Raw genomic sequence first — 21424 nt, 5'->3', positions numbered from 1 at the left:
CACCGACGAGGAGATAACGGCGCCATGCCGAAGAACAAGACGCACAGCGGTACCAAGAAGCGCTTCAAGGTCACCGGCTCCGGCAAGGTGCTCCGCGAGCGCGCCGGCAAGCGCCACCTGCTCGAGCACAAGTCGTCCCGTGTCACCCGCCGCCTCACCGGCAACGCGGAGATGGCCCCCGGCGACGCCGCGAAGATCAAGAAGCTTCTCGGCATCTGATGTCCTCCGCTCCCCCCGAGGGAGCGGGACGTCAAGACCGGGACCCCATCGAATTCGGGTCGTGTGAAGACACCCACGGCCCCGCTACAAGGAGTTAAAAAGTGGCACGCGTCAAGCGGGCAGTAAACGCCCACAAGAAGCGCCGGGCAATCCTCGAGGCGGCCTCCGGCTACCGCGGTCAGCGTTCGCGCCTGTACCGCAAGGCCAAGGAGCAGGTCACCCACTCGCTGGTCTACAACTTCAACGACCGCAAGAAGCGCAAGGGCGACTTCCGTCAGCTGTGGATCCAGCGCATCAACGCTGCTGCCCGCCAGAACGGCATGACGTACAACCGCCTCATCCAGGGTCTGAAGGCCGCCAACATCGAGGTGGACCGCAAGATCCTCGCCGAGCTGGCCGTCAACGACGCCAACGCGTTCGCCGCGCTGGTCGAGGTCGCGCAGAAGGCGCTTCCGGCCGACGTCAACGCCCCCAAGGCCGCTGCCTAAGGGCTAGCCGGCCCAGCTCCACGCGGCCGGCCCCCACGGACCCGCAGGCATCAGCCTGCGGGTCCGTGTGCTTTCGCCCCGCGGGCCCGAGAGCCGGCGCGCACCGCGAGCCCCGTACGGCGGCGCGCCGCCGTGCCTGCGCCCCTCCCGCCCGCGGCGCCCCCGCACCTGCACCCGCGGCCCCTGCCCCCGCGCCCCCGCTTCCCCGCGCCCCGTGCGCATCGGAACCCCGAGAGAGAACCGCTGAGACCATGGGTACCCCCGCCGAGCTGATCTCCCCCCGATCCCCGCGGGTGGCCGCCGCCAGGCGACTGGCGCGGCGCAACTTCCGCACCAAGGAGCGCCGGTTCATCGCCGAGGGCCCGCAGGCGGTCCGCGAGGCCGTCGAGCACCGCGGGCCCACCGGCGCGTCGACCCTGATCGAGCTGTTCGCCACCGTCGAGGCGGCCGAGCGCTACACCGAGATCATCGCCGCCGCCCTCGACGCGGGTGCCCGCGTGCACTACGCCTCCGACGAGGTGCTCGCCGAGGTCTCGCAGACCGTCACCCCGCAGGGCCTCGTCGGCGTCTGCCACTTCCTGGACTCCCCGTTCGAGGAGATCCTGGCGTCCGGGCCCAAGCTCGTCGCCGTCCTCGCGCACGTCCGCGACCCCGGCAACGCCGGCACGGTGCTGCGCTGCGCCGACGCCGCCGGCGCCGACGCGGTGGTGCTGACCGACGCCTCCGTGGACCTCTACAACCCCAAGTCCGTACGGGCCTCCGTGGGCTCCCTCTTCCACCTCCCGGTCGCGGTCGGCGTCCCGGTGGAGCAGGCCGTCGAGGGCCTGCGGAAGGCCGGCGTGCGGATCCTCGCGGCCGACGGAGCGGGCGAGGACGACCTCGACGCCGAGCTGGACGCGGGCACCATGGGCGGGCCTTCCGCCTGGGTCTTCGGCAACGAGGCCTGGGGCCTGCCGGAGGAGACCAGGGCCCTGGCGGACGCCGTGGTGCGGGTCCCGATCCACGGAAAGGCGGAGAGCCTGAACCTGGCGACGGCCGCCGCCGTGTGCCTCTACGCGTCCGCGCGTGCACAGCGGGCGCCCGGAGGGTGCCGCTCCGTGACCCCCAGCTAGTAATGTGGCGGCCCGGGGGCCCACTGCGCTACTCGGAGATGTGGGGTACGGGGACATGACCGTCGGTACGAACAGCTCACCGGGGGCCGGCACGACGGCCGGTACACCGGTGCCGGCCGGACCAGGCCCCGCCCAGGTCCCGCCGCAGGTCGACGGTCTGGCCGGCGTCCCGCCGCAGGCCCCGGCCGGCACCCGTCCGGGCACGCCCGCGGACCCCGTCCGCGGCCCCCGTGCCGATGCCGTACCCCCGGGATTCACCCCCGGCGCGCGGCGCTCCGTACCGCCGCAGGCCCGGCCCCCGGCGTCCGCGGCCCTCGGGACGGTCCAGGACGGCGACGCCCCCGGTGAGGGGCACGGCTTCGGGATCGACCCCGACAGCCTCCCCGACGGGCTCGTCGTCGCCGACCACACCGGGCGCGTCATCTGCTTCAACCGGGCCGCCGCCCGGATGACCGCCACCGACCCGGCCCAGGCCCTCGGCACGCGCATCGACCGGGCACTGCCGCTGGAGGACCTCGAAGGCCGCCGCTGGTGGGCGCTGACCGACCCGTATGGGGGCCTCGCCACCCGCCGCGGGCAGCCCGAGCGGAACCTGCTGCTCCCCGGCGGCCGCGAGGTGCTGGTCTCCGCCAACTACGTCCGCACCCACCCCACGGGCCCGCTGCGCCGCCTCGTGGTCACCCTGCGGGGCACCGAGGCGCGCCGCCGCACCGAGCGCAGCCACGCCGAGCTCATCGCCACCGTCGCCCACGAGCTGCGCTCCCCGCTGACCTCCGTCAAGGGGTTCACCGCCACCCTGCTCGCCAAGTGGGAGCGGTTCACCGACGACCAGAAGCGGCTGATGCTGGAGACCGTCGACGCCGACGCCAACCGCGTCACCCGCCTCATCGCCGAGCTGCTCGACATCTCCCGCATCGACTCCGGCCGCCTGGAGGTGCGCCGCCAGCCCGTCGACATCGCCACCGCCGTCGGCCGCCACGTACAGGCGCTCACGGCGAACGGCCAGGCCCCCGAGCGGTTCCTCGTGAGCGTGAGCCGTCCGCTCCCCGATCTGTGGGCCGATCCGGACAAGATCGACCAGATCCTCGGCAACCTCCTCGAAAATGCGGTGCGCCACGGAGAGGGAACGGTCACCATCGGGGTATCGCCGCATGAGAAGGGAACCGCCGTCACCGTGTCCGACGAAGGCCCCGGGATCCCCGAGGAGTCGATGGGCCGCGTCTTCACCCGCTTCTGGCGGGGGAGCAAGCGCGGCGGCACCGGCCTGGGCCTCTATATCGTCAAGGGCATCGTGGAGGCCCACGGCGGCACCATCACGGTCGGCCGCGGCCCCGGCGGCGGCGCAGAGTTCCGATTTATCCTGCCCGTGAGCGCCCCGGCGTACCTCACGCAGTAGACCTGCTGAGCATCTCGCCGGACGGCCCACGGGCTCCTTCACCCCCAGCGGCCTTTAGACTCGTCCTTTGGCACCTTTGTGTCCTTGTGCCGAGCGCGTCCTGCGCGTCGCGCGGGGGACCCATCCAGCCAGCCATCGGAAGTACGGGAAGAGATGTCGGCACCGAACAAGTCGTACGACCCTGTCGAGGTCGAGGCACTGAAACCGGAAGAGATCGAGCGCATGCGGGACGAGGCGCTCGCCGCCTTCGCGTCCGCCGGCGACCTCGACGCGCTGCGTGAGGCGAAGACCGCGCACATGGGCGACCGCTCGCCCCTGGCGCTCGCCAACCGCGAGATCGGCGCGCTGCCCCCGCAGGCCAAGGCCGAGGCGGGCAAGCGCGTGGGCCAGGCCCGCGGCGCCGTGAACAAGGCCTTCGGGGCCCGCACGGTCGAGCTCGAAGCCGAGCGCGACGAGCGGGTGCTGGTCGAGGAGGCCGTGGACGTCACGCTGCCCTACGACCGCGTCCCCGCCGGCGCCCGGCACCCCCTGACCACGCTGATGGACCGCATCGCGGACATCTTCGTGGCCATGGGGTACGAGGTCGCCGAGGGGCCCGAGGTCGAGGCGGAGTGGTTCAACTTCGACGCCCTCAACTTCACGCCCGACCACCCGGCGCGCCAGATGCAGGACACCTTCTTCGTCCGGGGCCCCGAGGGCACCGAGGGCGACGAGTCCGGTGTCGTCCTGCGCACCCACACCTCCCCGGTGCAGGCGCGCTCGCTGCTGGAGCGCAAGCCCCCCGTCTACATCGTCTGCCCGGGCCGGGTGTACCGCACCGACGAGCTCGACGCGACGCACACCCCGGTCTTCCACCAGGTCGAGCTGCTCGCCGTGGACGAGGGCCTGACCATGGCGGACCTCAAGGGCACCATGGACCACATGGTCCAGGAGCTGTTCGGCGAGGGCACCACCACGCGCCTGCGCCCGCACTTCTTCCCCTTCACCGAGCCGTCCGCCGAGATGGACATGCAGTGCTACGTGTGCCGCGGCGAGTCGGTGGGCAACCCCGACCGCCCGTGCCGTACCTGCTCCAGCGAGGGCTGGATCGAGCTGGGCGGCTGCGGCATGGTCAACCCCAAGGTGCTCGTCGCCTGCGGTGTGGACCCCGAGAAGTACAGCGGGTTCGCCTTCGGTTTCGGCATCGAACGGATGCTGATGTTCCGCCACAACGTCGAAGACATGCGAGACATGGTCGAGGGTGACGTTCGCTTCACCCGGCCGTTCGGGAGTGAGATCTGATGCGCGTCCCGCTTTCCTGGCTGCGGGAGTACGTCGACCTGCCCGCGGGCGAGACCGGTCGTGACGTGGCCGCCAAGCTGGTCGACGCCGGCCTCGAGGTCGAGACCGTCGAGCAGCTCGGCGGCGGGCTCAAGGGCCCGCTCGTCGTCGGCCAGGTGCTGACCATCGAGGAGCTCGAGGGCTTCCGCAAGCCGATCCGTTTCTGCACGGTCGACGTCGGCCAGGCCAACGGCACCGGTGAACCGCAGGAGATCGTCTGCGGCGCCCGGAACTTCTCCGTCGGCGACAAGGTCGTCGTGGTCCTGCCCGGCGCGGTGCTGCCCGGCGACTTCGCGATCGCCTCGCGCAAGACGTACGGCCGCACCTCGCACGGCATGATCTGCTCCGGCGACGAGCTGGGCATGGGCGACGACGGCACGCACGGCATCATCGTGCTGCCGCACGAGCACGAGGTCGGCACCGACGCGATCGAGCTGCTCCAGCTCGTCGACGAGGTCCTCGACATCGACATCACCCCGGACCGCGGCTACTGCATGTCCATGCGCGGTGTCGCCCGCGAGGCGGCCACCGCCTACGGCCTGCCGCTGCGCGACCCGGCGCTGCTCGACGTGCCCCAGCCGAACTCGTACGGCTACCCGGTCAAGATCGACGACCCGGCCGGCTGCGACCGCTTCACGGCCCGCACGGTGACCGGCCTCGACCCCGACGCGCGCTCCCCGATCTGGCTCACCCGCCGCCTGCAGAAGGCGGGCATGCGCCCGATCTCGCTCGCCGTCGACATCACCAACTACGTGATGCTCGAGCTCGGCCAGCCGCTGCACGCCTACGACCGCTCCAGCATCGACGGCACCATCGGTGTCCGCCGTGCCGAGCAGGGCGAGAAGTTCACCACCCTCGACGGGGTCAAGCGCACGCTCGACGCCGAGGACCTGGTGATCACGGACAACAGCGGCCCGATCGGGCTCGCCGGTGTCATGGGCGGCGCCAACACCGAGATCGCCGACTCCGTCACCGACCCGGAGACCGGCCAGGTCACCGGGACCACGGACGTCGTCATCGAGGCCGCGCACTTCGACTCCGTGTCGATCTCGCGCACCGCCCGCCGCATGAAGCTCTCCTCCGAGGCCTCCAAGCGCTTCGAGCGGGGCGTCGACCCGCAGGCCGCCGCCGCGGCCGCGCAGCGGACCGTCGACCTGCTCGTGCTCCTCGCGGGCGGCACCGCCGAGGCGGGCGTCACCGAGGTCCTCGCCCCGGGCGCGCCGCGCACCATCGCCATGCCCGCGGACCACCCGGACCGGGTGGCGGGCATGGAGTACGGCCGCGAGACCGTCGTGCGCCGCCTCCAGGAGATCGGCTGCGACGTCTACGGCCAGGACGAGCTCGTCGTCACCGTCCCCTCGTGGCGGCCCGACCTCGCCGCGCCCAACGATCTCGCCGAAGAGGTCATCCGGCTGGAGGGCTACGGGAACCTCCCGTCGACCCTCCCGCAGGTGCCCTCCGGCCGCGGTCTGACCGCCCGGCAGCAGCTGCACCGCCGGGTCGGCCGCGCGCTGGCCGGCGCCGGCTACGTCGAGGCGCTGAGCTACCCCTTCATCGGCGAGGGCGTCTTCGACCAGCTCCAGCTCCCGGCGCACGACGCCACCCGCCAGGTGGTCAAGCTCGTCAACCCGATCTCCGACGAGGAGCCGGCGCTGCGCACCACGCTGCTGCCGGGTCTGCTCGGCGCGCTGCGCCGCAACGACAGCCGGGGCAGCCACGACCTCGCGCTCTTCGAGACCGGATCGGTCTTCCGGGCCGCCGCGCAGCCGGGCGTAGCCGTACGGCTGCCCGTCGACCGGCGTCCCACCGACGAGGAGATCGCCACCCTGAACGCGGCCCTGCCCGCGCAGCCGCGGTACGCCGCGGTCGTGCTGGCCGGTGCGCGCGAGCAGGCCGGCTGGTGGGGCAAGGGCCGCCCGGCCGACTGGGCGGACGCGGTCCAGGCCGCCCGCTCGCTGGCCGTCGAGGCCGGCGCGGAGCTCGTCGTGCGCCAGGGCCAGTACGGCCCGTGGCACCCGGGCCGCTGCGCCGAGCTCGTCGTGACCCTCGGCGGCGTCGAGCAGGTCATCGGCCACGCCGGTGAGCTGCACCCGCGCGTGGTCAAGGCGATGGGCCTGCCGGCCCGCACCAGCGCCATGGAGCTCGACCTGGACCGCCTCGCGGCGGCCGGCGGCGAGGCCCTGCAGGCACCCCGGATCTCCACCTTCCCGGTGGCGACCCAGGACGTCGCGCTGATCGTGGACGCGTCGGTTCCGGCGTCCTCGGTGGAGGCCGCGCTGCGCAAGGGCGCGGGCGAACTCCTGGAGTCGCTGCGGCTGTTCGACGTGTTCACCGGTGAGCAGGTCGGCGAGGGCAAGAAGTCCCTCGCGTACGCGCTGCGCTTCCGCGCGGCCGACCGGACGCTGACCGCCGAGGAGTCCACGGCCGCGCGCGACGCGGCGGTGGCGCTGGCGGGCGAGCGGACCGGGGCGGTGCTCCGGGGCGCGTAGCCCGCACCCGCGCAAGGCCAGTTGAGGGCGCATCCGGACCACCGGGTGCGCCCTCACTCGTTCGGGTGAGAACGGCGGAGGCCCGTGTCCGGGGCACCGGCCGGTCGACACAATCGATCCGGCCGGAGGGGAGCCTACGGATGATCTCGCGCGGGGAGATGCCCCAGCTGCGCCGGGTGTGTGTCGTCGCCTGGGGCGGCGCCGCGGTGTCCTGGGAGCTGGCCACCCCGGGGCGACTGGTGCCGAGCCTGGCCACGTGTGCGGCCTTCCTGCTGCTGGCCACCGGGTGCGCCCTGCACATCCGGCGCGGGCTGCTGGGCGAACTGCGCCGCTCGCAGGAGATCGCGGGCGCCGCACAGCGGGCGCTGCTGCGGCCGCTGCCGGGCCGGATCGACGGCCTGATGCTGGCCGCGGCGCAGCTCTCGGCGAGCCGGGGCGCGGCGGTGGGCGGGGACCTGTACGAGGCCGTGCCGACGGCGTACGGCGTGCGGGTGGTCATCGGGGACGTACGGGGGCACGGGCTGCCGGCGCTGGGTGCGGCGACGGCCGTGCTCGGGGCCTTCCGCGAGGCGGCGTACGACGAGGTGTCGCTGGGCGGCGTCCTGCGACGGATGGAGCGGGCGCTCGGCCGGCACCTGCGCGACCGGGCGCGCTCGGAGCATCCGGCCGCCTGCACCGGTGAGCCGGTGTCGCCCTCGGCCGAGGAGTTCGTGACGGTCCTGCTCCTCGAGATCGCCCCCGACGGCACCCTCCTGGCCCTGAACTGCGGCCACCCCTGGCCGTACCGCATCCGCACGGCCCCCGTGCCGGAGCATTGCGCCGCGCGCAACCGGGGCTCCGCACCGGACCACGCGCCTCACAGGTCGGCGGGGCCGGATCCGTCCGCGCAGCGGACCACCGACGTGCAGGCTCTGGACGGCGAGACCCTGCCACCGCTCGGGGTGGTGCCCGTACCGGTGGACACGCAGCCGCACCCCGTGGGGGAACTGCGGCCCGGGGAGACCCTCTTCCTGCACACGGACGGCGCCGAGGAGGCCCGGGACGCCGCCGGCACGTTCTTCCCCCTGCGGAGCGTCCTCGCAGAGGCGCCGCTCACGCCCGCGCGGCTGGTCGCGGGCGTGCACGCGGCCCTGCTCCGGCACACCGGCGGGCGACTCGCCGACGACGTCGCCCTGCTGGTGCTCCGCAACGACCGGTCCTGACCGGCCGGGTGCCGGGGGGCCGGCTCCGCCGGGGCCCGGCGACCAACCGGGCGCCGGCGGAGCCGGAACACGCCGCCCGCCTGCCGTGGAGTGTCGGGCAGACAGCAGGACGGGCGGCGCGGTGCGGGTCGTCGCACTGTACGAGGGGGAGCCGACGACCCGAGCTACCTCTTGGCGAGGCTCTTCAGTGAAGCGCCTCAGGGGGTCCGTGCGGCAGAGTGCGCATCGCATTTATGCGCGTACTCGGTTCACACCCCGTGTGAACCGCGCACCCACTAGCCTGAGAGCGACGAGCCTCTGGAGCGGCCCATGCAGCCCAATGTCCTGCTCGACGCCCTCCTCGCCGAGGCGGGCATGTCCCACGCCGGACTCGCCGCGTACGTGAACCAGGCAGGCCGCACCCGCGGACTCGCCCTGCGCTACGAACACACCGCCGTGACACGGTGGTTGAAGGGCCAGCGGCCCCGGGGCCAGGTCCCCGACCTGATCTGCGAGGTGCTCGGCGGCCGGCTGCGGCGGACCCTCGGGCTGGACGACATCGGACTCGGCGCGGCGGACCAGCCGGTTCCGCTGCACGCCTCCCCGCTCAGCGGGTTCGTGGACCGCGCGGCCGCCCTGTGGCGTTCCGACGGCCAGGCCCGGCCCCAACTGCTCGCCGCCGAGGCCGTCACGGGGACGCCCGCCGTCATCCCGGTCTGGGAATGGGAGAATCCGCCCGAGGACGCGGACGTCTCCCGCGAGGGCCCGAACCCGATCGGGCCCGAGCACATCGAGATCCTGAAGTCCGCCCGCGCCCACTACGAGCTGATGTACCGCCGGGCCGGCGGAGTGGCCACCCGGGACCGGATCGTCCGCTTCCTCGGCAGTGAGACGGCGCCCATGCTGCGCGGCAGTTACTCCGACGGCCTCGGCCGCCGGCTGCACCGGGCCACCGGGTCCCTCGTGGCGGTGGCGGGGATCTGCGCGTACGACTCGGACGCCCACGGGCTCGCCCAGCGCTACTTCCACCAGGCGCTGCGCCTGGCCAAGGCGTCCGGCGACCGGGGGCTCGGGGCGTACGTGATCGCGCTGATCGTCAACCAGTCCCTGCACCTGCGCGAGTACCGTCAGGCCGTCGCCTTCGCCGAGGCCGCGCTGCGCGCCGCCGGCCCGCACACCACCCCGGCGCTGGCCGCCGACCTGTACGCGATGCAGGCCAAGGCGTACGCCCAACTCGGCGACACCCAGGCCGCGCTGGCCTGCATCCGCAACGCCGAGGCGGCCGCCGAGCGGATCCACCCGGGCACCGAACCCGACGAAACCGGCTACGTACAGCCGGGGCTCGTCAACGTCCAGGTCGCCGAGGCGCTGCTCAGTCTGGGGGATCTGGAGGCGGCCCGGGTCCAGGCGGCCGCCGCCGTCGAGACCCCGGCCCACGACCGCGGCCGGGTGCACCGGCTGGCGATGCTGTGCGAGATCCAGCTGCGCCAGGGCGAGGCGGACCGGGCGGCCGCGTCCGCGGCGGAGATGGCCGAGCGGGCCAGGGGGATGGAGTCGCTGAGGCTGCGCGACCGGCTGCGGACGGTCCGCGAACAGCTGCTGACCAGCGGTTGTTCGGACGCGGCGCAGACCGCACGGCTCATCGACGGGGCGCTGCGCGTTCCGCTGTGACAGGTCACCTGCTGCGATGTTTGCCACCTACTCGAACGGAAGGTGGCACAGCCGTGCAGTGGATGAACCTGAGTGAGCAGACTGTGTACAAGAACCGCTGGTTCGACGTGAATCTCGCCGATGTGGAACTCCCCGACGGCCGGCACCTGGACCACTTCGTGATCCGGCTGCGTCCGGTCGCCGTGGCCACGGCCGTCAACGAGGCCAACGAGGTGCTGCTGCTCTGGCGGCACCGCTTCATCACCGACAGCTGGGGCTGGGAACTGCCCGCCGGGGTGGTCGAGGACGGCGAGGACGTCGCGGTCGCGGCGGCGCGGGAGATGGAGGAGGAGTCGGGCTGGCGGCCCGGCCCGCTCCACCACCTGATGACCGTCGAGCCGTCCAACGGGCTGACCGACGCCCGCCACCACCTGTACTGGGCGGACGGGGCCACCTACATCGGTCATCCCGAGGACGATTTCGAGTCCTCGCGCCGGGAATGGGTCCCGCTCAAACTCGTGCCGGACATGATCGCGCGCGGGGAGATCCCGGCCGCCAACATGGCGGCCGGGCTGCTCCTGCTGCACCACCTGCGACTCGGCCAGCCGTAGGGACCGGCCGTACCGGATCCGCCGTACGGGGTCGCCGTACGGGATCGGCTCGGCCGTACGGGTTCAGCTGTACGGGTAGAAGCCGGCGCCCGTCTTGCGGCCCAGGCGGCCCGCGTCGACCATCCGCTGGAGCAGCGGGGGAGCGGCGTACAGCGGCTCCTTGTACTCGGCGTACATCGAGTCGGCGATCGAGGCGATGGTGTCCAGGCCGATCAGGTCGGACAGCTTGAGCGGGCCCATCGGGTGGGCGCAGCCCAGCTCCATGCCGTTGTCGATGTCCTCGCGGCTCGCGATGCCGGACTCGAACATCCGGATCGCGGAGAGCAGGTACGGGACGAGGAGCGCGTTGACGACGAAGCCGGAGCGGTCCTGGGCGCGGACCGCGTGCTTGCCCAGCACGTTCCGCACCAGGGCCTCGGCCCGCTTGACCGTCTCCTCGCCCGTGGTCAGCGCGGGGATCAGCTCGACGAGCTTCTGCACCGGGGCCGGGTTGAAGAAGTGGATGCCGATGACCTGGTCGGGCCGCGAGGTCGCGACGGCCAGCTTGACCAGCGGGATCGAGGAGGTGTTGGAGGCGAGAATCGCGTCCGGGCGGGTGATCACCTGGTCGAGAACCTGGAAGATCTCCGTCTTGACCTGCTCGTTCTCGACGACCGCCTCGATGACGAGGTCACGGTCGGCGAACTCGCCCAGGTCGGTGGTGAAGGTGAGGCGGGCGAGGGTGGCGTCGCGCTCCTCCTCCGTGATCTTGCCGCGTTCGGCGGCCTTGGTCAGGGAGTTGTGAAGCCGGGTCCGGCCGATCTCCAGGGCTTCGCCGGTGGTCTCGGCGACCTTGACCTCAAGGCCACTGCGGGCGCACACCTCTGCGATACCCGCGCCCATCTGGCCACAGCCCACTACGCCGACTCGTGTGATGTCGGAAGGGAGGTCAGTCACTTCGTGCCTTTCGCAGCTCTCCGTCGGCGGGTCCCCCGTACGATTCCGGCGCCCGCCACGCCCCCCGACGTTACTCCCGACCTTGCGCCGGGCGGCGGGCCGGGGCGGGCATGCTGAGCGGACATCGTGCAATGTCACTCAGTGAAACGGAGATGTCACATGACGTACATCGGCCGACGGGTGCTGCTGGCCGGAGCCGTGGGGGTGATCGCGGCCGCCACGTCCGGGCCGGCCGCCGCGGCGGCGCGGCGGACCTCCTCCGGGCCTTCCCCGCGGGCAGCCGCCGCCGACTTCAGGGGGATGTGGATCGCCTCCGTGTCCAACGTGGACTGGCCCTCCCGGAGCGGGCTGTCCGCCGGGCGGCAGCGCACCGAACTGCTCCGGCTCCTCGACACCGCGGTCGCGCGACGGCTCAACGCCGTGATCCTCCAGGTCCGGCCGGCGGCCGACGCGCTCTGGCCCTCGAAGCTGGAGCCCTGGTCGCAGTGGCTGACCGGGGAGCAGGGGGTCGATCCCGGCTGGGACCCCCTGGGCACGGCCGTCGCCGAGGCGCACGCCCGCGGGCTGGAGCTGCACGCCTGGTTCAACCCGTACCGGGTGGCCAACCACACCGACCCCGACCGGCTGGCGGCCTCCCACCCGGCCCGGCGCAATCCGGACTGGACCGTGGAGTACGGCGGCAAGCTCTACTACAACCCCGGCCTGCCCGAGGTGCGGCGCTTCGTCCAGGACGCCATGTTCGACGCCGTCACCCGCTACCCGGTGGACGCGGTGCACTGGGACGACTACTTCTACCCCTACCCGGCGGACGGCGAGTACTTCGACGACGACGAGGCGTACGAGGAGCACGGGGGCGCCTTCGCCTCCCGCGCCGCCTGGCGCCGCCACAACACCGACACCCTGGTCCAGGAGATGTCCGCGCGGCTGCGGGCGCTGCGCCCGGCGGTCCGGTTCGGCATCAGCCCCTTCGCGGTCTGGCGCAACTCCGACCGGGACCCGCTCGGCTCGCCGACGCGGGCGGGCCTGGGAACGTACGACGACCTGTACGCGGACACCCGCAAGTGGGTCCGGGAGGGCTGGATCGACTACATCGTGCCGCAGGCGTACTGGCACATCGGCCACCCGACCGCGGACTACGCCGACATCGTCCCCTGGTGGGCGCGGACCGTCGCGGGCACGGGCGTGGACCTCTACGTGGGGGAGGCGCTGTACCGCTGCGACGCGGACAGCACCACCGCGGCCTGGCGCGACCCGGGGGAGCTGTCGAAGCACGTACGGCTCGCCGCCGGACACCCGGAAGTCCGCGGCCACGTCTACTTCTCGGCGAAGCAGGTGGCCGCGGACCCCAATGGAGCAATGGCCCGGGTGGTCGCCGACCACTACGGCTCGGCGGTGCCCCCGCGCTGATTCAGTGTTCGGGGTCTACGGGGTGACGGACCACGCAGTCGGGCCCGGGGGCCATCAGGGCCTCGTGCCCGTCCTGGAAGCGGACCCGGTACGGGGGGGTTCCGTTCTCGCCCAGCACCTGGGTGATCTCGCCCACCTTGTCGTGCTGTCCGACGATCCTGCCGTGCTGCACCAGCTGGTCGCCCTCGGTCGCGCGCATAACTGACCTCCTCGGTGGCGGTCCGATCCGGTGCTAGCAGTTTAGGTCGTTCCGGGGTCATTTGACCCGTTGAGTCACCGCGATGCAGACGAGGACCGCGCAGGCGGCGGCCGGTGCGGCGGGGGTGAGGTGCTCGCCCAGCAGTGCCACCGACCAGACCAGGGTCAGCAGCGGCTGGGCGAGCTGGAGCTGGCTCGCCCGCGGCGCGCCGATCTCGGCCATGCCCCGGTACCAGACGTACAGGCCCAGGAAGGTGGAGCCGGCCGCCGCCCAGACCAGGCCGGCCAGTCCGTGCGCGCTGAGGTGCACCGGCTCGTAGGCGAGCCCGAGCGCGGACCCGGCCAGGGTGAGCGGCAGGCACAGGACCAGCGCCCAGCCGATCACCTGCCAGCCGGGCAGGGTCCGCGCGAGGCGCCCGCCCTCGGTGTACCCGGCGGCGCAGACCAGCAGGGCGGCGAAGAGGTAGGCGTCGCCGGCCGAGAGGGAGCCGCCGCTCTGCGCGAGCGTGAAGCCCAGGACGACTACGGCCCCGGCGACGGCCGCCGCCCAGAAGGCGCGCGAGGGGCGGGCGCCGGTCCGCAGCGCGGACAGCGCCGCCGTGGTGAGCGGCAGCAGACCCACCACGACGGCGGCGTGCGAGGTGGTGGAGGTCGTCAGCGCGAGGGTGGTGAGCAGGGGGAAGCCGACGACCACCCCGGCGGCGACCACGGCGAGACCGGCCCAGTGCTCGCGGGCGGGCAGTGCGACCCGGCGGGCCAGCAGGAAGGCTCCGGCGATGACGGCGGCGAGCACGCTGCGCAGGGCGACGAGGGACCACGGGCCGAAGCTCTCCAGACCCCAGGCGGTGGCGGGGAAGGTCAGGGAGAAGGCGAGGACGCCCAGCGAGGCGAGGACGGTACCCCGGCCCACCGGACTCTTGACCGCTATCGTCTTCGGGAGAGTAGCGCTATTCTGTGCTGTCATGTATGAGCGTAGCAGTGTGGCGGAACTGGCAGAATCGCTGCGGTCCGAACTGAACCGCTACTCGGTGGGTGGAAAGCTCCCGTCGAGCCGGGCCCTGGTCGAGCGCTACCGGGTCAGCCCCGTCACCGTCTCCCGGGCCCTGGCACAGCTCGCCGCCGAGGGGCTCGTCGTCACCCGGCCCGGCGCCGGCGTCTTCCGCGCCTCCCCGCGCACGGCGCCCACCGCACCCGGGGACACCTCCTGGCAGGAGGTCGCCCTCAGCGCGGAGGCCCCCGGCGAGATCGTGCCGCGCTCGGTGGACGCCTCCGGGGTGCTGGCCTGCCTGGCCGCACCGCCGCCCGGGGTGATCGGGCTCAACAGCGGCTACCTGCACGCCTCCATCCAGCCCGAGCGGGCCATGGCCGCCGCGCTCGCCCGGGCCGGGCGGCGCCCCGGCGCCTGGGACCGGCCGCCCATGGAAGGGCTGCCCGAGCTCCGCGACTGGTTCGCGCGCGAGATCGGCGGGGCCGTCGCGGCCGCCGACGTACTGGTCACCGCAGGCGGGCAGAGCGCGCTGACCACCGCCCTGCGGGCGCTGGCCCCGCCCGGGGCGCCGATCCTGGTGGAGTCCCCGACCTATCCCGGGCTGCTGGCCATCGCCCGCGCCTCCGGATGCCGGCCCGTGCCCGTCCCGGTGGACGCCGAGGGGGTGCGGCCGGAGCTGCTGGCCGCCGCCTTCGAAGCGACCGGGGCGCGGGTGTTCGTATGCCAGCCGCTGTTCCAGAACCCGACGGGGGCGGTCCTGGCCCCCGCGCGGCGGGCCGAGGTGCTGAGGATCGCACGGGCCGCCGGGGCCTTCGTGGTGGAGGACGACTACGCCCGCGCCCTGGGCCACGACGACGCCGGTCCGCTGCCCGCGACCCTGGCCGCCGAGGATCACGACGGGGTGGTCGTGCACGTCCGGTCCCTGACCAAGGCCACCTCGCCCAGCCTGCGGGTGGGCGCCCTCGCGGCCCGGGGCCCGGTGGTGGACCGGCTGCGCGCCATCCAGGTCGTGGACAGCTTCTTCGTTCCCCGGCCGCTCCAGGAAGCCGCCCTCGAACTGGTCGGCGCGCCCGCCTGGCCGCGCCACCTGCGCACCGTGGCCGCCGAGCTGCGGCACCGGCGGGACGTGCTCGCGGGGGCCCTGCGGCGCGAGCTGCCCGGGCTGACGCTGCCGCACCTGCCCTCGGGCGGATACCAGTTGTGGGTCCGGATGGCCGACGGCGACGACGACGCGGCCTTCGCGTCGGCGGCCCTGCGCGCCGGGGTGGCGGTGGCCCCCGGCCGCCCGTACTTCTGCGCCGAACCGCCCGGCCCGTACGTCCGGCTGAGCTTCGCCGGGGTGTCGGGACCGGCGGAACTGGTGGAGGCGGTCCAGCGGCTGCGGGCGGGCCTGGGCGGGCAGGACGTGTGAGGCCCCGCCGACGGACCGGTTCGGAAAGCTTGACCCCCGGCCGTTCGCGGCTCACCATCACCGCATGCATGTTCGGGTTTCGCTGGTCGCCGCAGCCCGTAGTTCCTCGCTGCTCGCCGAGCGCTTCGACGACGACCGACCGCTGGACGGTGCGGGCTGGAGGTCGGTGGAGTCCGCCGCCCGGGACCTCGTGCCCCTGGGCTCGGCCGGGCTGCGCTACTGCTCCCCGACCCCGCGCAGCCGGGCGACCGGGGAGGCGCTCGGGTACGCACCCCTCGCGCAGCCCGCGCTGCGCGAATGCGACATGGGCCGCTGGCGGGGGCTGACCCTGGCCGAGGTGACCGCCCGCGAGCCCGGGGCGGTGGACCTGTGGCTCGCCGATCCGCGGGCCGCCCCGCACGGGGGCGAGTCCCTGCTCGCCTTCATCTCCCGGATCGGCGGCTGGCTCGACACGCGTCCCGCCGACGACGGCGGCGAGATCGTGGCGGTGGCCGAGCCCTCGGTGGTCCGGGCGGCCCTGGTCTACGCGCTGCAGGCGCCCCCGCTGACCTACTGGCACGTGGACGTCCGGCCGCTGTCCACGCTCACCCTGACGGGCTGGTCGGGGCGCTGGTACCTCTCCCTGCAGGCCCCGGCGTAAACGCGTTCGAGACCTCCCGCGGCAGTCGTTAGTGTGCGGGGGTGACCGAGATACTCATCACCACGCTCGCCGAGCGGCCCGAACTGGCGGACCGGCTCTGGGACATGAAGGACCCGTGGCCGCCGTTCGCCGCCCACGACGCGCTCGCCTGGCTGCTGTACCCGCGGATGACGGCCGAGCTGGCGGACTACGTCCTGGTCGCCACGGACGGGGACGCGGTGGTCGCCCGGGGCTTCAGCGTGCCCTTCGCGCTGCACGCCGGCGGCCGTGACGGGGTGCTGCCCGCGCAGGGCTGGGACCGGGTCCTCATGTGGGCCTTCTCCGACCTGCGCCGCGGGGTGCGGCCCGACACGGTGAGCGCGATCGAGATCACCGTGGCCACCGACCGGCAGGGCGAGGGGCTCTCCGGGCTGATGCTGGCCGCGATGCGGGACAACGCCCGGGCCCGCGGCTTCGCCGAGGTGGTGGCCCCGGTCCGGCCCAGCGGAAAGCCGGCCGAGCCGGACACCTCGATCCACGAGTACGCGTACCGGATCCGCGAGGACGGCTTCCCGTACGACCCGTGGCTGCGCGTCCACGTCCGCGCGGGCGGGGTCGTCCACTCGGTGGCGCCGCTGTCGATGACGATCACCGGCTCGCTCGCCCAGTGGCGCGAGTGGACCGGACTGCCCTTCGACGCCGCCGGCCCCGTGCGCGTACCGGGCGCCCTGGCGCCGGTGCGGTGCGAACCGGAGCAGGGTTACGCGGTCTACGTGGAGCCGAACGTGTGGGTCAGGCACCGTCTCGTCGACGGGACGGCCTCGCCGGCGGCCGACGCGACCGGCCGAGCGGCAGGCTGACGCGACCGGCTGGCGCGAAGGCGGAATCGCCGCCGGAGCGCGGCCTTTCCTGCTAGACATCTTTCCTGGGGCGCCGCAGGCGCCGGATCCTCCCGCGCAGCCCTCCCGCCGAGATCCAGAACATTGCATAAACGTGCGGACGTACGTATAGTCATGCCATCGATGAGGAGGGTCCGATGGTGGTACGTGTAGCGGTGGCCGGAGCGAGCGGGTACGCAGGCGGAGAAGTCCTGCGCCTCCTGCTCTCGCACCCCGAAGTGGAGATCGGCGTACTGACCGCCAACTCCAACGCCGGACAGCTCCTCGGCTCCCTGCAGCCGCACCTCGTGCCGCTCGCCGGGCGCACCCTGGAGGCGACCACCCCGCAGGTCCTCGCCGGCCACGATGTCGTCTTCCTCGCACTCCCGCACGGCCAGTCCGCCGCCGTCGCCGCCGAGCTCGGCGAGGACGTCCTCGTCGTCGACATGGGCGCCGACCACCGGCTCAAGGACTCCGCCGACTGGGACGCCTTCTACGGCGCCCCGCACGCCGGGACCTGGCCCTACGGGCTCCCCGAGCTGCCGGGCGGCCGCGCCGCGCTGGAGGGCGCCAAGCGCATCGCCGTCCCCGGCTGCTTCCCCACCGCCGTCTCCCTCGCGCTCTTCCCCGCCTACCAGGCGCAGCTCGCCGAGCCCGAGGCCGTGATCGTCGCCGCCACCGGAACCTCCGGCGCGGGCAAGGCCCTCAAGCCGCACCTGCTCGGCGCCGAGGTGATGGGAACGGTGACCCCGTACGGCGTCGGCGGCGGCCACCGGCACACCCCCGAGATGGTGCAGAACCTGAGCCCGCTCGCAGGGCAGCGCGTGTCCGTCTCCTTCACACCGACCCTCGTGCCCATGGCGCGCGGCATCCTCGCCACGTGCTCGGCCAAGGCCCTCCCCGGCACCACCGCCGAATCGCTGCGCGCCGCGTACGAGAAGGCGTACGCCGACGAGCCCTTCGTCCACCTGCTGCCCGAGGGCCGGATGCCGTCCACCAAGTCCGTCCACGGGTCCAACGCCGTCCACGTCCAGGTCGCCTACGACGCGTCCGCCCAGCGGATCATCGCCGTCAGCGCGATCGACAACCTGACCAAGGGCACCGCCGGCGGCGCGGTGCAGAGCATGAACATCGCCCTCGGGCTCCCCGAGCAGCTCGGGCTTTCCACGATTGGAGTCGCGCCGTGAGCGTTACGGCTGCACAGGGATTCACGGCAGCGGGCATCGCCGCCGGGATCAAGGCCAACGGCAACCCGGACCTGGCCCTCGTGGTCAACAACGGGCCGCGTCTCGCCGCCGCGGGCGTCTTCACCTCCAACCGCGTCAAGGCCGCCCCCGTGCACTGGTCCGAGCAGGTCCTGCGGGGCGCCGCCGTCAGCGCGGTCGTCCTCAACTCCGGCGGCGCCAACGCCTGCACCGGCCCCAAGGGCTTCCAGGACACCCACGCCACCGCCGAGAAGGTGGCCGAGGTCCTGAACGGCCTCGGTTCCGGCGCGGAGTTCAACGCCGGGGAGGTCGCCGTCGCGTCCACCGGCCTGATCGGCGTCCTGCTCCCCATGGACAAGCTGCTCCCCGGCATCGAGACCGCGGCCGCCGCCCTGTCCGAGGACGGCGGCGAGGCCGCGGCCGTCGCCATCAAGACCACCGACACCGTGCACAAGACGGCCACCGTCTCCCAGGGAGGCTGGACCGTCGGCGGCATGGCCAAGGGCGCGGGCATGCTCGCCCCGGGCCTGGCCACCATGCTCGTCGTCCTCACCACCGACGCCGACCTGGACAGCGCCACCCTCGACAAGGCGCTGCGCGCCGCCACCCGCACCACCTTCGACCGGGTGGACTCCGACGGCTGCATGTCCACCAACGACACGGTGCTGCTGCTCGCCTCCGGCGCCTCCGGCCAGGTGCCGGTGTACGAGGAGTTCGCGGAGGCCGTGCGCACGGTCTGCGACGACCTGGCCCGCCAGCTGATCGGCGACGCCGAGGGCGCCAGCAAGGACATCCGCATCGAGGTCATCGGCGCGGCCAGCGAGGACGACGCGGTCGAGGTCGGCCGGTCCATCGCCCGGAACAACCTGCTCAAGTGCGCCATCCACGGCGAGGACCCGAACTGGGGCCGCGTGCTCTCCGCGATCGGCACCACCAAGGCCGCCTTCGACCCGGACCGCCTCAACGTCGCCATCAACGGCGTGTGGGTCTGCAAGAACGGCTCGGTCGGCGAGGACCGCGACCTGGTGTCGATGAAGGACCGCGAGGTCCGCATCACCGCCGACCTGTCCACCGGCAGCGAGTCGGCCGTCATCTGGGCCAACGACCTGACCGCCGACTACGTCCACGAGAACAGCGCCTACTCCTCATGAGCGACGAGAAGGCCGGCCAGCCCGGCACCTCCGGCGGCACCGCCCGCAAGCACACCGCCCTGCCCAAGGCGCAGATCCTCATCGAGGCCCTGCCCTGGCTCACCCGCCACAACGGCAAGATCGTCGTCATCAAGTTCGGCGGCAACGCCATGATCGACGAGGACCTCAAGGCCGCCTTCGCCCAGGACGTGGTCTTCCTGCGCCAGGCCGGCCTCAAGCCGGTCGTCGTGCACGGCGGCGGCCCCCAGATCAACGCCCAGCTCGACAAGCAGGGCCTGGTCAGCGAGTTCAAGGCCGGCCTGCGCGTCACGACCCCGGAGGCCATGGACGTCGTACGCATGGTCCTGGCGGGTCAGGTCCAGCGCGAGCTGGTCGGACTGCTCAACCAGCACGGGCCGCTCGCCGTCGGCATGACCGGTGAGGACGCCCACACCATCACCGCGACCAAGCACACCCCGCAGGTCGGCGGCGAGGCCATCGACATCGGGCGGGTCGGCGAGATCACCGCCATCGACACCGGCGCGATCGAGGCGCTGCTGTCGGACGGCCGGATCCCGGTCATCTCCTCCATCGCGCGCAGCGCCGACGACCACCACGTCTACAACGTCAACGCCGACACGGCGGCCGCGGCGCTCGCCGCCTCGCTGGGCGCCGAGACGCTGATGGTCCTCACCGACGTCGAGGGGCTGTACGCGGACTGGCCGCACAGCGACGAGGTCATCAGCCGGCTCACCGTCAGCGAGCTGGAGAAGCTGCTGCCCGAGCTGTCCAGCGGCATGGTGCCCAAGATGGAGGGGTGCCTGCACGCCGTGCGCAACGGCGTGAACACCGCACGCGTGCTCGACGGGCGGGTCCAGCACTCGATCCTGCTGGAGATCTTCACGGACTCGGGCATCGGCACGATGGTCGTGCCCGACGACCCACAGCCCGGACAACAGCCAGGGGGAGCGGAATGACGAAGGGCACCGGCAACCAGGAATACGGCGCGCGCTGGCAGGGTGCGCTGACCAACAACTACGGAACCCCCGCGGTCGCCCTGGTGCGCGGCGAGGGCGCCCAGGTGTGGGACGCCGACGGCAAGCAGTACACCGACTTCGTCGGCGGCATCGCGGTCAACGCGCTGGGCCACGCCCACCCGGCGATCGTCGCGGCCGTGACCGAGCAGATCTCCACCCTCGGCCACGTCTCCAACCTCTTCATCTCCGAGCCGGTCGTCGCGCTCGGCGAGCGGCTGCTGCAGCTCTTCGGCCGCCCCGGCAAGGTCTTCTTCTGCAACTCGGGGGCCGAGTCGATCGAGGCCGCCTTCAAGATCGGCCGGCTGAACGGGCGGACCCACATGGTCGCCACCGACGGCGGCTTCCACGGCCGGACCATGGGCGCCCTCGCCCTCACCGGCCAGCCGAAGAAGCAGGAGCCCTTCCTGCCGCTGCCGGGTGACGTCACGCACGTCCCGTTCGGCGATGCCGAGGCCCTGCGGGCCGCCGTCACCGAGGAGACCGCGCTCGTCGTCATCGAGCCGATCCAGGGCGAGAACGGCGTGGTCGTGCCCCCGGCCGGGTACCTGACGGCCGCCCGCGAGATCACCCGCGCCACCGGCACCCTGCTCGTCCTCGACGAGGTCCAGACCGGCATCGGCCGGTGCGGCCAGTGGTTCGAGCACCAGGCCCACGAGGACGTCGAGCCCGACATCGTCACCCTCGCCAAGGGGCTGGGCGGCGGTCTGCCGATCGGCGCGGTGGCCCTCTTCGGGGCCGCGGCCGACCTGTTCCAGCCCGGCCAGCACGGCACCACCTTCGGCGGGAACCCGGTCGCCTGCGCCGCCGGCCTCGCCGTGATCGACACCATCGCCTCCGAGGGCCTGCTCGACCAGGTCAAGGCCCGGAGCGAGCGGCTGCGCGCCGGGATCGAGGCCTCGGGGCACCCGCTGGTCTCCCACGTCCGGGGCGCCGGCCTGCTGCTGGGTATCGTGCTGACCGAGCCGCTCGCACCCCAGGTGCAGCAGGCGGCTCAGGATGCCGGATTCCTGGTCAACGCGCCCGCCCCCGACGTCGTACGGCTCATGCCCCCGTACGTACTCACCGAGGCCGAGGCGGACGCGTTCCTCCGGGCGCTGCCCGGCATCCTCGACGCAGCCAACGGGGACGGATCCGGAGAATGAGACGACG

The 21424-nt window shown here is 73.2% G+C and carries 20 protein-coding genes; 17 read left to right on the top strand and 3 right to left on the bottom strand.

What is annotated here, in order from left to right:
• Positions 1 to 24 precede the first annotated feature (24 nt).
• The 9 genes from rpmI to OG472_RS11910 all read left to right on the top strand — a co-directional run bounded on the left by rpmI (position 25) and on the right by OG472_RS11910 (position 10466).
• Positions 25 to 219: a 50S ribosomal protein L35 gene (rpmI, locus tag OG472_RS11950; protein ID WP_030012385.1), complete on the top strand. Its 195-nt coding sequence runs from the start codon at positions 25 to 27 to the stop codon at positions 217 to 219.
• A 101-nt stretch (positions 220 to 320) separates the two neighbouring features.
• On the top strand, positions 321 to 707 hold the full coding sequence (rplT, locus tag OG472_RS11945) for a 50S ribosomal protein L20 (RefSeq protein ID WP_007263143.1): 387 nt from the start codon (positions 321 to 323) through the stop codon (positions 705 to 707).
• 251 nt (positions 708 to 958) lie between these two features.
• Positions 959 to 1819: a TrmH family RNA methyltransferase gene (locus OG472_RS11940; protein WP_383573011.1), complete on the top strand. Its 861-nt coding sequence runs from the start codon at positions 959 to 961 to the stop codon at positions 1817 to 1819.
• 55 nt (positions 1820 to 1874) lie between these two features.
• Complete coding sequence (locus tag OG472_RS11935) at positions 1875 to 3215, top strand: ATP-binding protein (protein ID WP_401609230.1); 1341 nt, start codon at positions 1875 to 1877, stop codon at positions 3213 to 3215.
• 153 nt (positions 3216 to 3368) lie between these two features.
• A complete protein-coding gene (pheS, locus tag OG472_RS11930; RefSeq protein ID WP_030706150.1) occupies positions 3369 to 4496 on the top strand; it encodes a phenylalanine--tRNA ligase subunit alpha in 1128 nt (375 codons plus the stop codon).
• Entirely contained in the window at positions 4496 to 7024 is a 2529-nt protein-coding gene (gene pheT / locus OG472_RS11925) for a phenylalanine--tRNA ligase subunit beta (RefSeq protein WP_401609231.1), read from the top strand. Before pheS ends, pheT begins: the two co-directional genes overlap by 1 nt.
• A 140-nt stretch (positions 7025 to 7164) precedes the next feature.
• On the top strand, positions 7165 to 8226 hold the full coding sequence (locus OG472_RS11920; protein ID WP_401609234.1) for a PP2C family protein-serine/threonine phosphatase: 1062 nt from the start codon (positions 7165 to 7167) through the stop codon (positions 8224 to 8226).
• A 309-nt stretch (positions 8227 to 8535) separates the two neighbouring features.
• Positions 8536 to 9876 (top strand): transcriptional regulator, encoded by a 1341-nt coding sequence (locus OG472_RS11915; RefSeq protein WP_401609236.1) that lies wholly within the window; start codon positions 8536 to 8538, stop codon positions 9874 to 9876.
• 62 nt (positions 9877 to 9938) lie between these two features.
• Complete coding sequence (locus OG472_RS11910; RefSeq protein ID WP_383573139.1) at positions 9939 to 10466, top strand: NUDIX hydrolase; 528 nt, start codon at positions 9939 to 9941, stop codon at positions 10464 to 10466.
• Positions 10467 to 10529: 63 nt separating this feature from the next.
• On the opposite strand, the gene OG472_RS11905 is transcribed toward OG472_RS11910, so the two are convergent.
• Complete coding sequence (locus OG472_RS11905) at positions 10530 to 11402, bottom strand: 3-hydroxybutyryl-CoA dehydrogenase (protein WP_319723243.1); 873 nt, start codon at positions 11400 to 11402, stop codon at positions 10530 to 10532.
• Positions 11403 to 11561: 159 nt separating this feature from the next.
• On the opposite strand from OG472_RS11905, the gene OG472_RS11900 reads away from it, so the two are divergent.
• Positions 11562 to 12809, top strand: coding sequence for a glycoside hydrolase family 10 protein (locus OG472_RS11900; RefSeq protein ID WP_405941398.1), 1248 nt, complete (start codon positions 11562 to 11564; stop codon positions 12807 to 12809).
• Position 12810: 1 nt separating this feature from the next.
• Here the strand turns inward: OG472_RS11900 and OG472_RS11895 are convergent, their stop codons facing one another.
• Positions 12811 to 13008, bottom strand: coding sequence for a DUF1918 domain-containing protein (locus OG472_RS11895; protein WP_361765594.1), 198 nt, complete (start codon positions 13006 to 13008; stop codon positions 12811 to 12813).
• Positions 13009 to 13065: 57 nt separating this feature from the next.
• A complete protein-coding gene (locus OG472_RS11890) occupies positions 13066 to 13971 on the bottom strand; it encodes a DMT family transporter (protein WP_405941397.1) in 906 nt (301 codons plus the stop codon).
• Between OG472_RS11890 and OG472_RS11885 the strand changes: the two genes are divergently transcribed.
• From OG472_RS11885 to OG472_RS11855, 7 genes are all read left to right on the top strand, one after another.
• A complete protein-coding gene (locus tag OG472_RS11885; protein WP_401609243.1) occupies positions 13970 to 15406 on the top strand; it encodes a PLP-dependent aminotransferase family protein in 1437 nt (478 codons plus the stop codon). The two genes, OG472_RS11890 and OG472_RS11885, sit on opposite strands and share 2 nt — an antisense overlap.
• A gap of 64 nt (positions 15407 to 15470) precedes the next feature.
• Complete coding sequence (locus tag OG472_RS11880; RefSeq protein WP_383572983.1) at positions 15471 to 16046, top strand: histidine phosphatase family protein; 576 nt, start codon at positions 15471 to 15473, stop codon at positions 16044 to 16046.
• Positions 16047 to 16087: 41 nt separating this feature from the next.
• Positions 16088 to 16885: an N-acetyltransferase gene (locus OG472_RS11875; protein WP_401609246.1), complete on the top strand. Its 798-nt coding sequence runs from the start codon at positions 16088 to 16090 to the stop codon at positions 16883 to 16885.
• A 176-nt stretch (positions 16886 to 17061) separates the two neighbouring features.
• The gene (argC, locus tag OG472_RS11870) at positions 17062 to 18090 is read left to right on the top strand and encodes an N-acetyl-gamma-glutamyl-phosphate reductase (RefSeq protein WP_405941396.1); all 1029 of its coding nucleotides are present in this window, start codon (positions 17062 to 17064) and stop codon (positions 18088 to 18090) included.
• Positions 18087 to 19259, top strand: a complete 1173-nt coding sequence (gene argJ, locus OG472_RS11865; RefSeq protein ID WP_401609250.1) for a bifunctional glutamate N-acetyltransferase/amino-acid acetyltransferase ArgJ — start codon at positions 18087 to 18089, stop codon at positions 19257 to 19259. The genes argC and argJ overlap by 4 nt, the downstream gene beginning before the upstream one ends.
• Positions 19256 to 20215 carry an acetylglutamate kinase gene (gene argB, locus OG472_RS11860; protein WP_401609252.1) on the top strand — a complete coding sequence of 320 codons (960 nt, stop codon included), beginning with the start codon at positions 19256 to 19258 and terminating at the stop codon, positions 20213 to 20215. The genes argJ and argB overlap by 4 nt, the downstream gene beginning before the upstream one ends.
• On the top strand, positions 20212 to 21417 hold the full coding sequence (locus OG472_RS11855; RefSeq protein ID WP_405941395.1) for an acetylornithine transaminase: 1206 nt from the start codon (positions 20212 to 20214) through the stop codon (positions 21415 to 21417). Before argB ends, OG472_RS11855 begins: the two co-directional genes overlap by 4 nt.
• Positions 21418 to 21424 lie beyond the last annotated feature (7 nt).

Source organism: Streptomyces sp. NBC_00207 (genome assembly GCF_045160965.1).
Lineage (GTDB): Bacteria > Actinomycetota > Actinomycetes > Streptomycetales > Streptomycetaceae > Streptomyces.
Note: the sequence above shows the minus strand (reverse complement) of the source record. Positions and strands in the feature narration are given on the sequence as shown.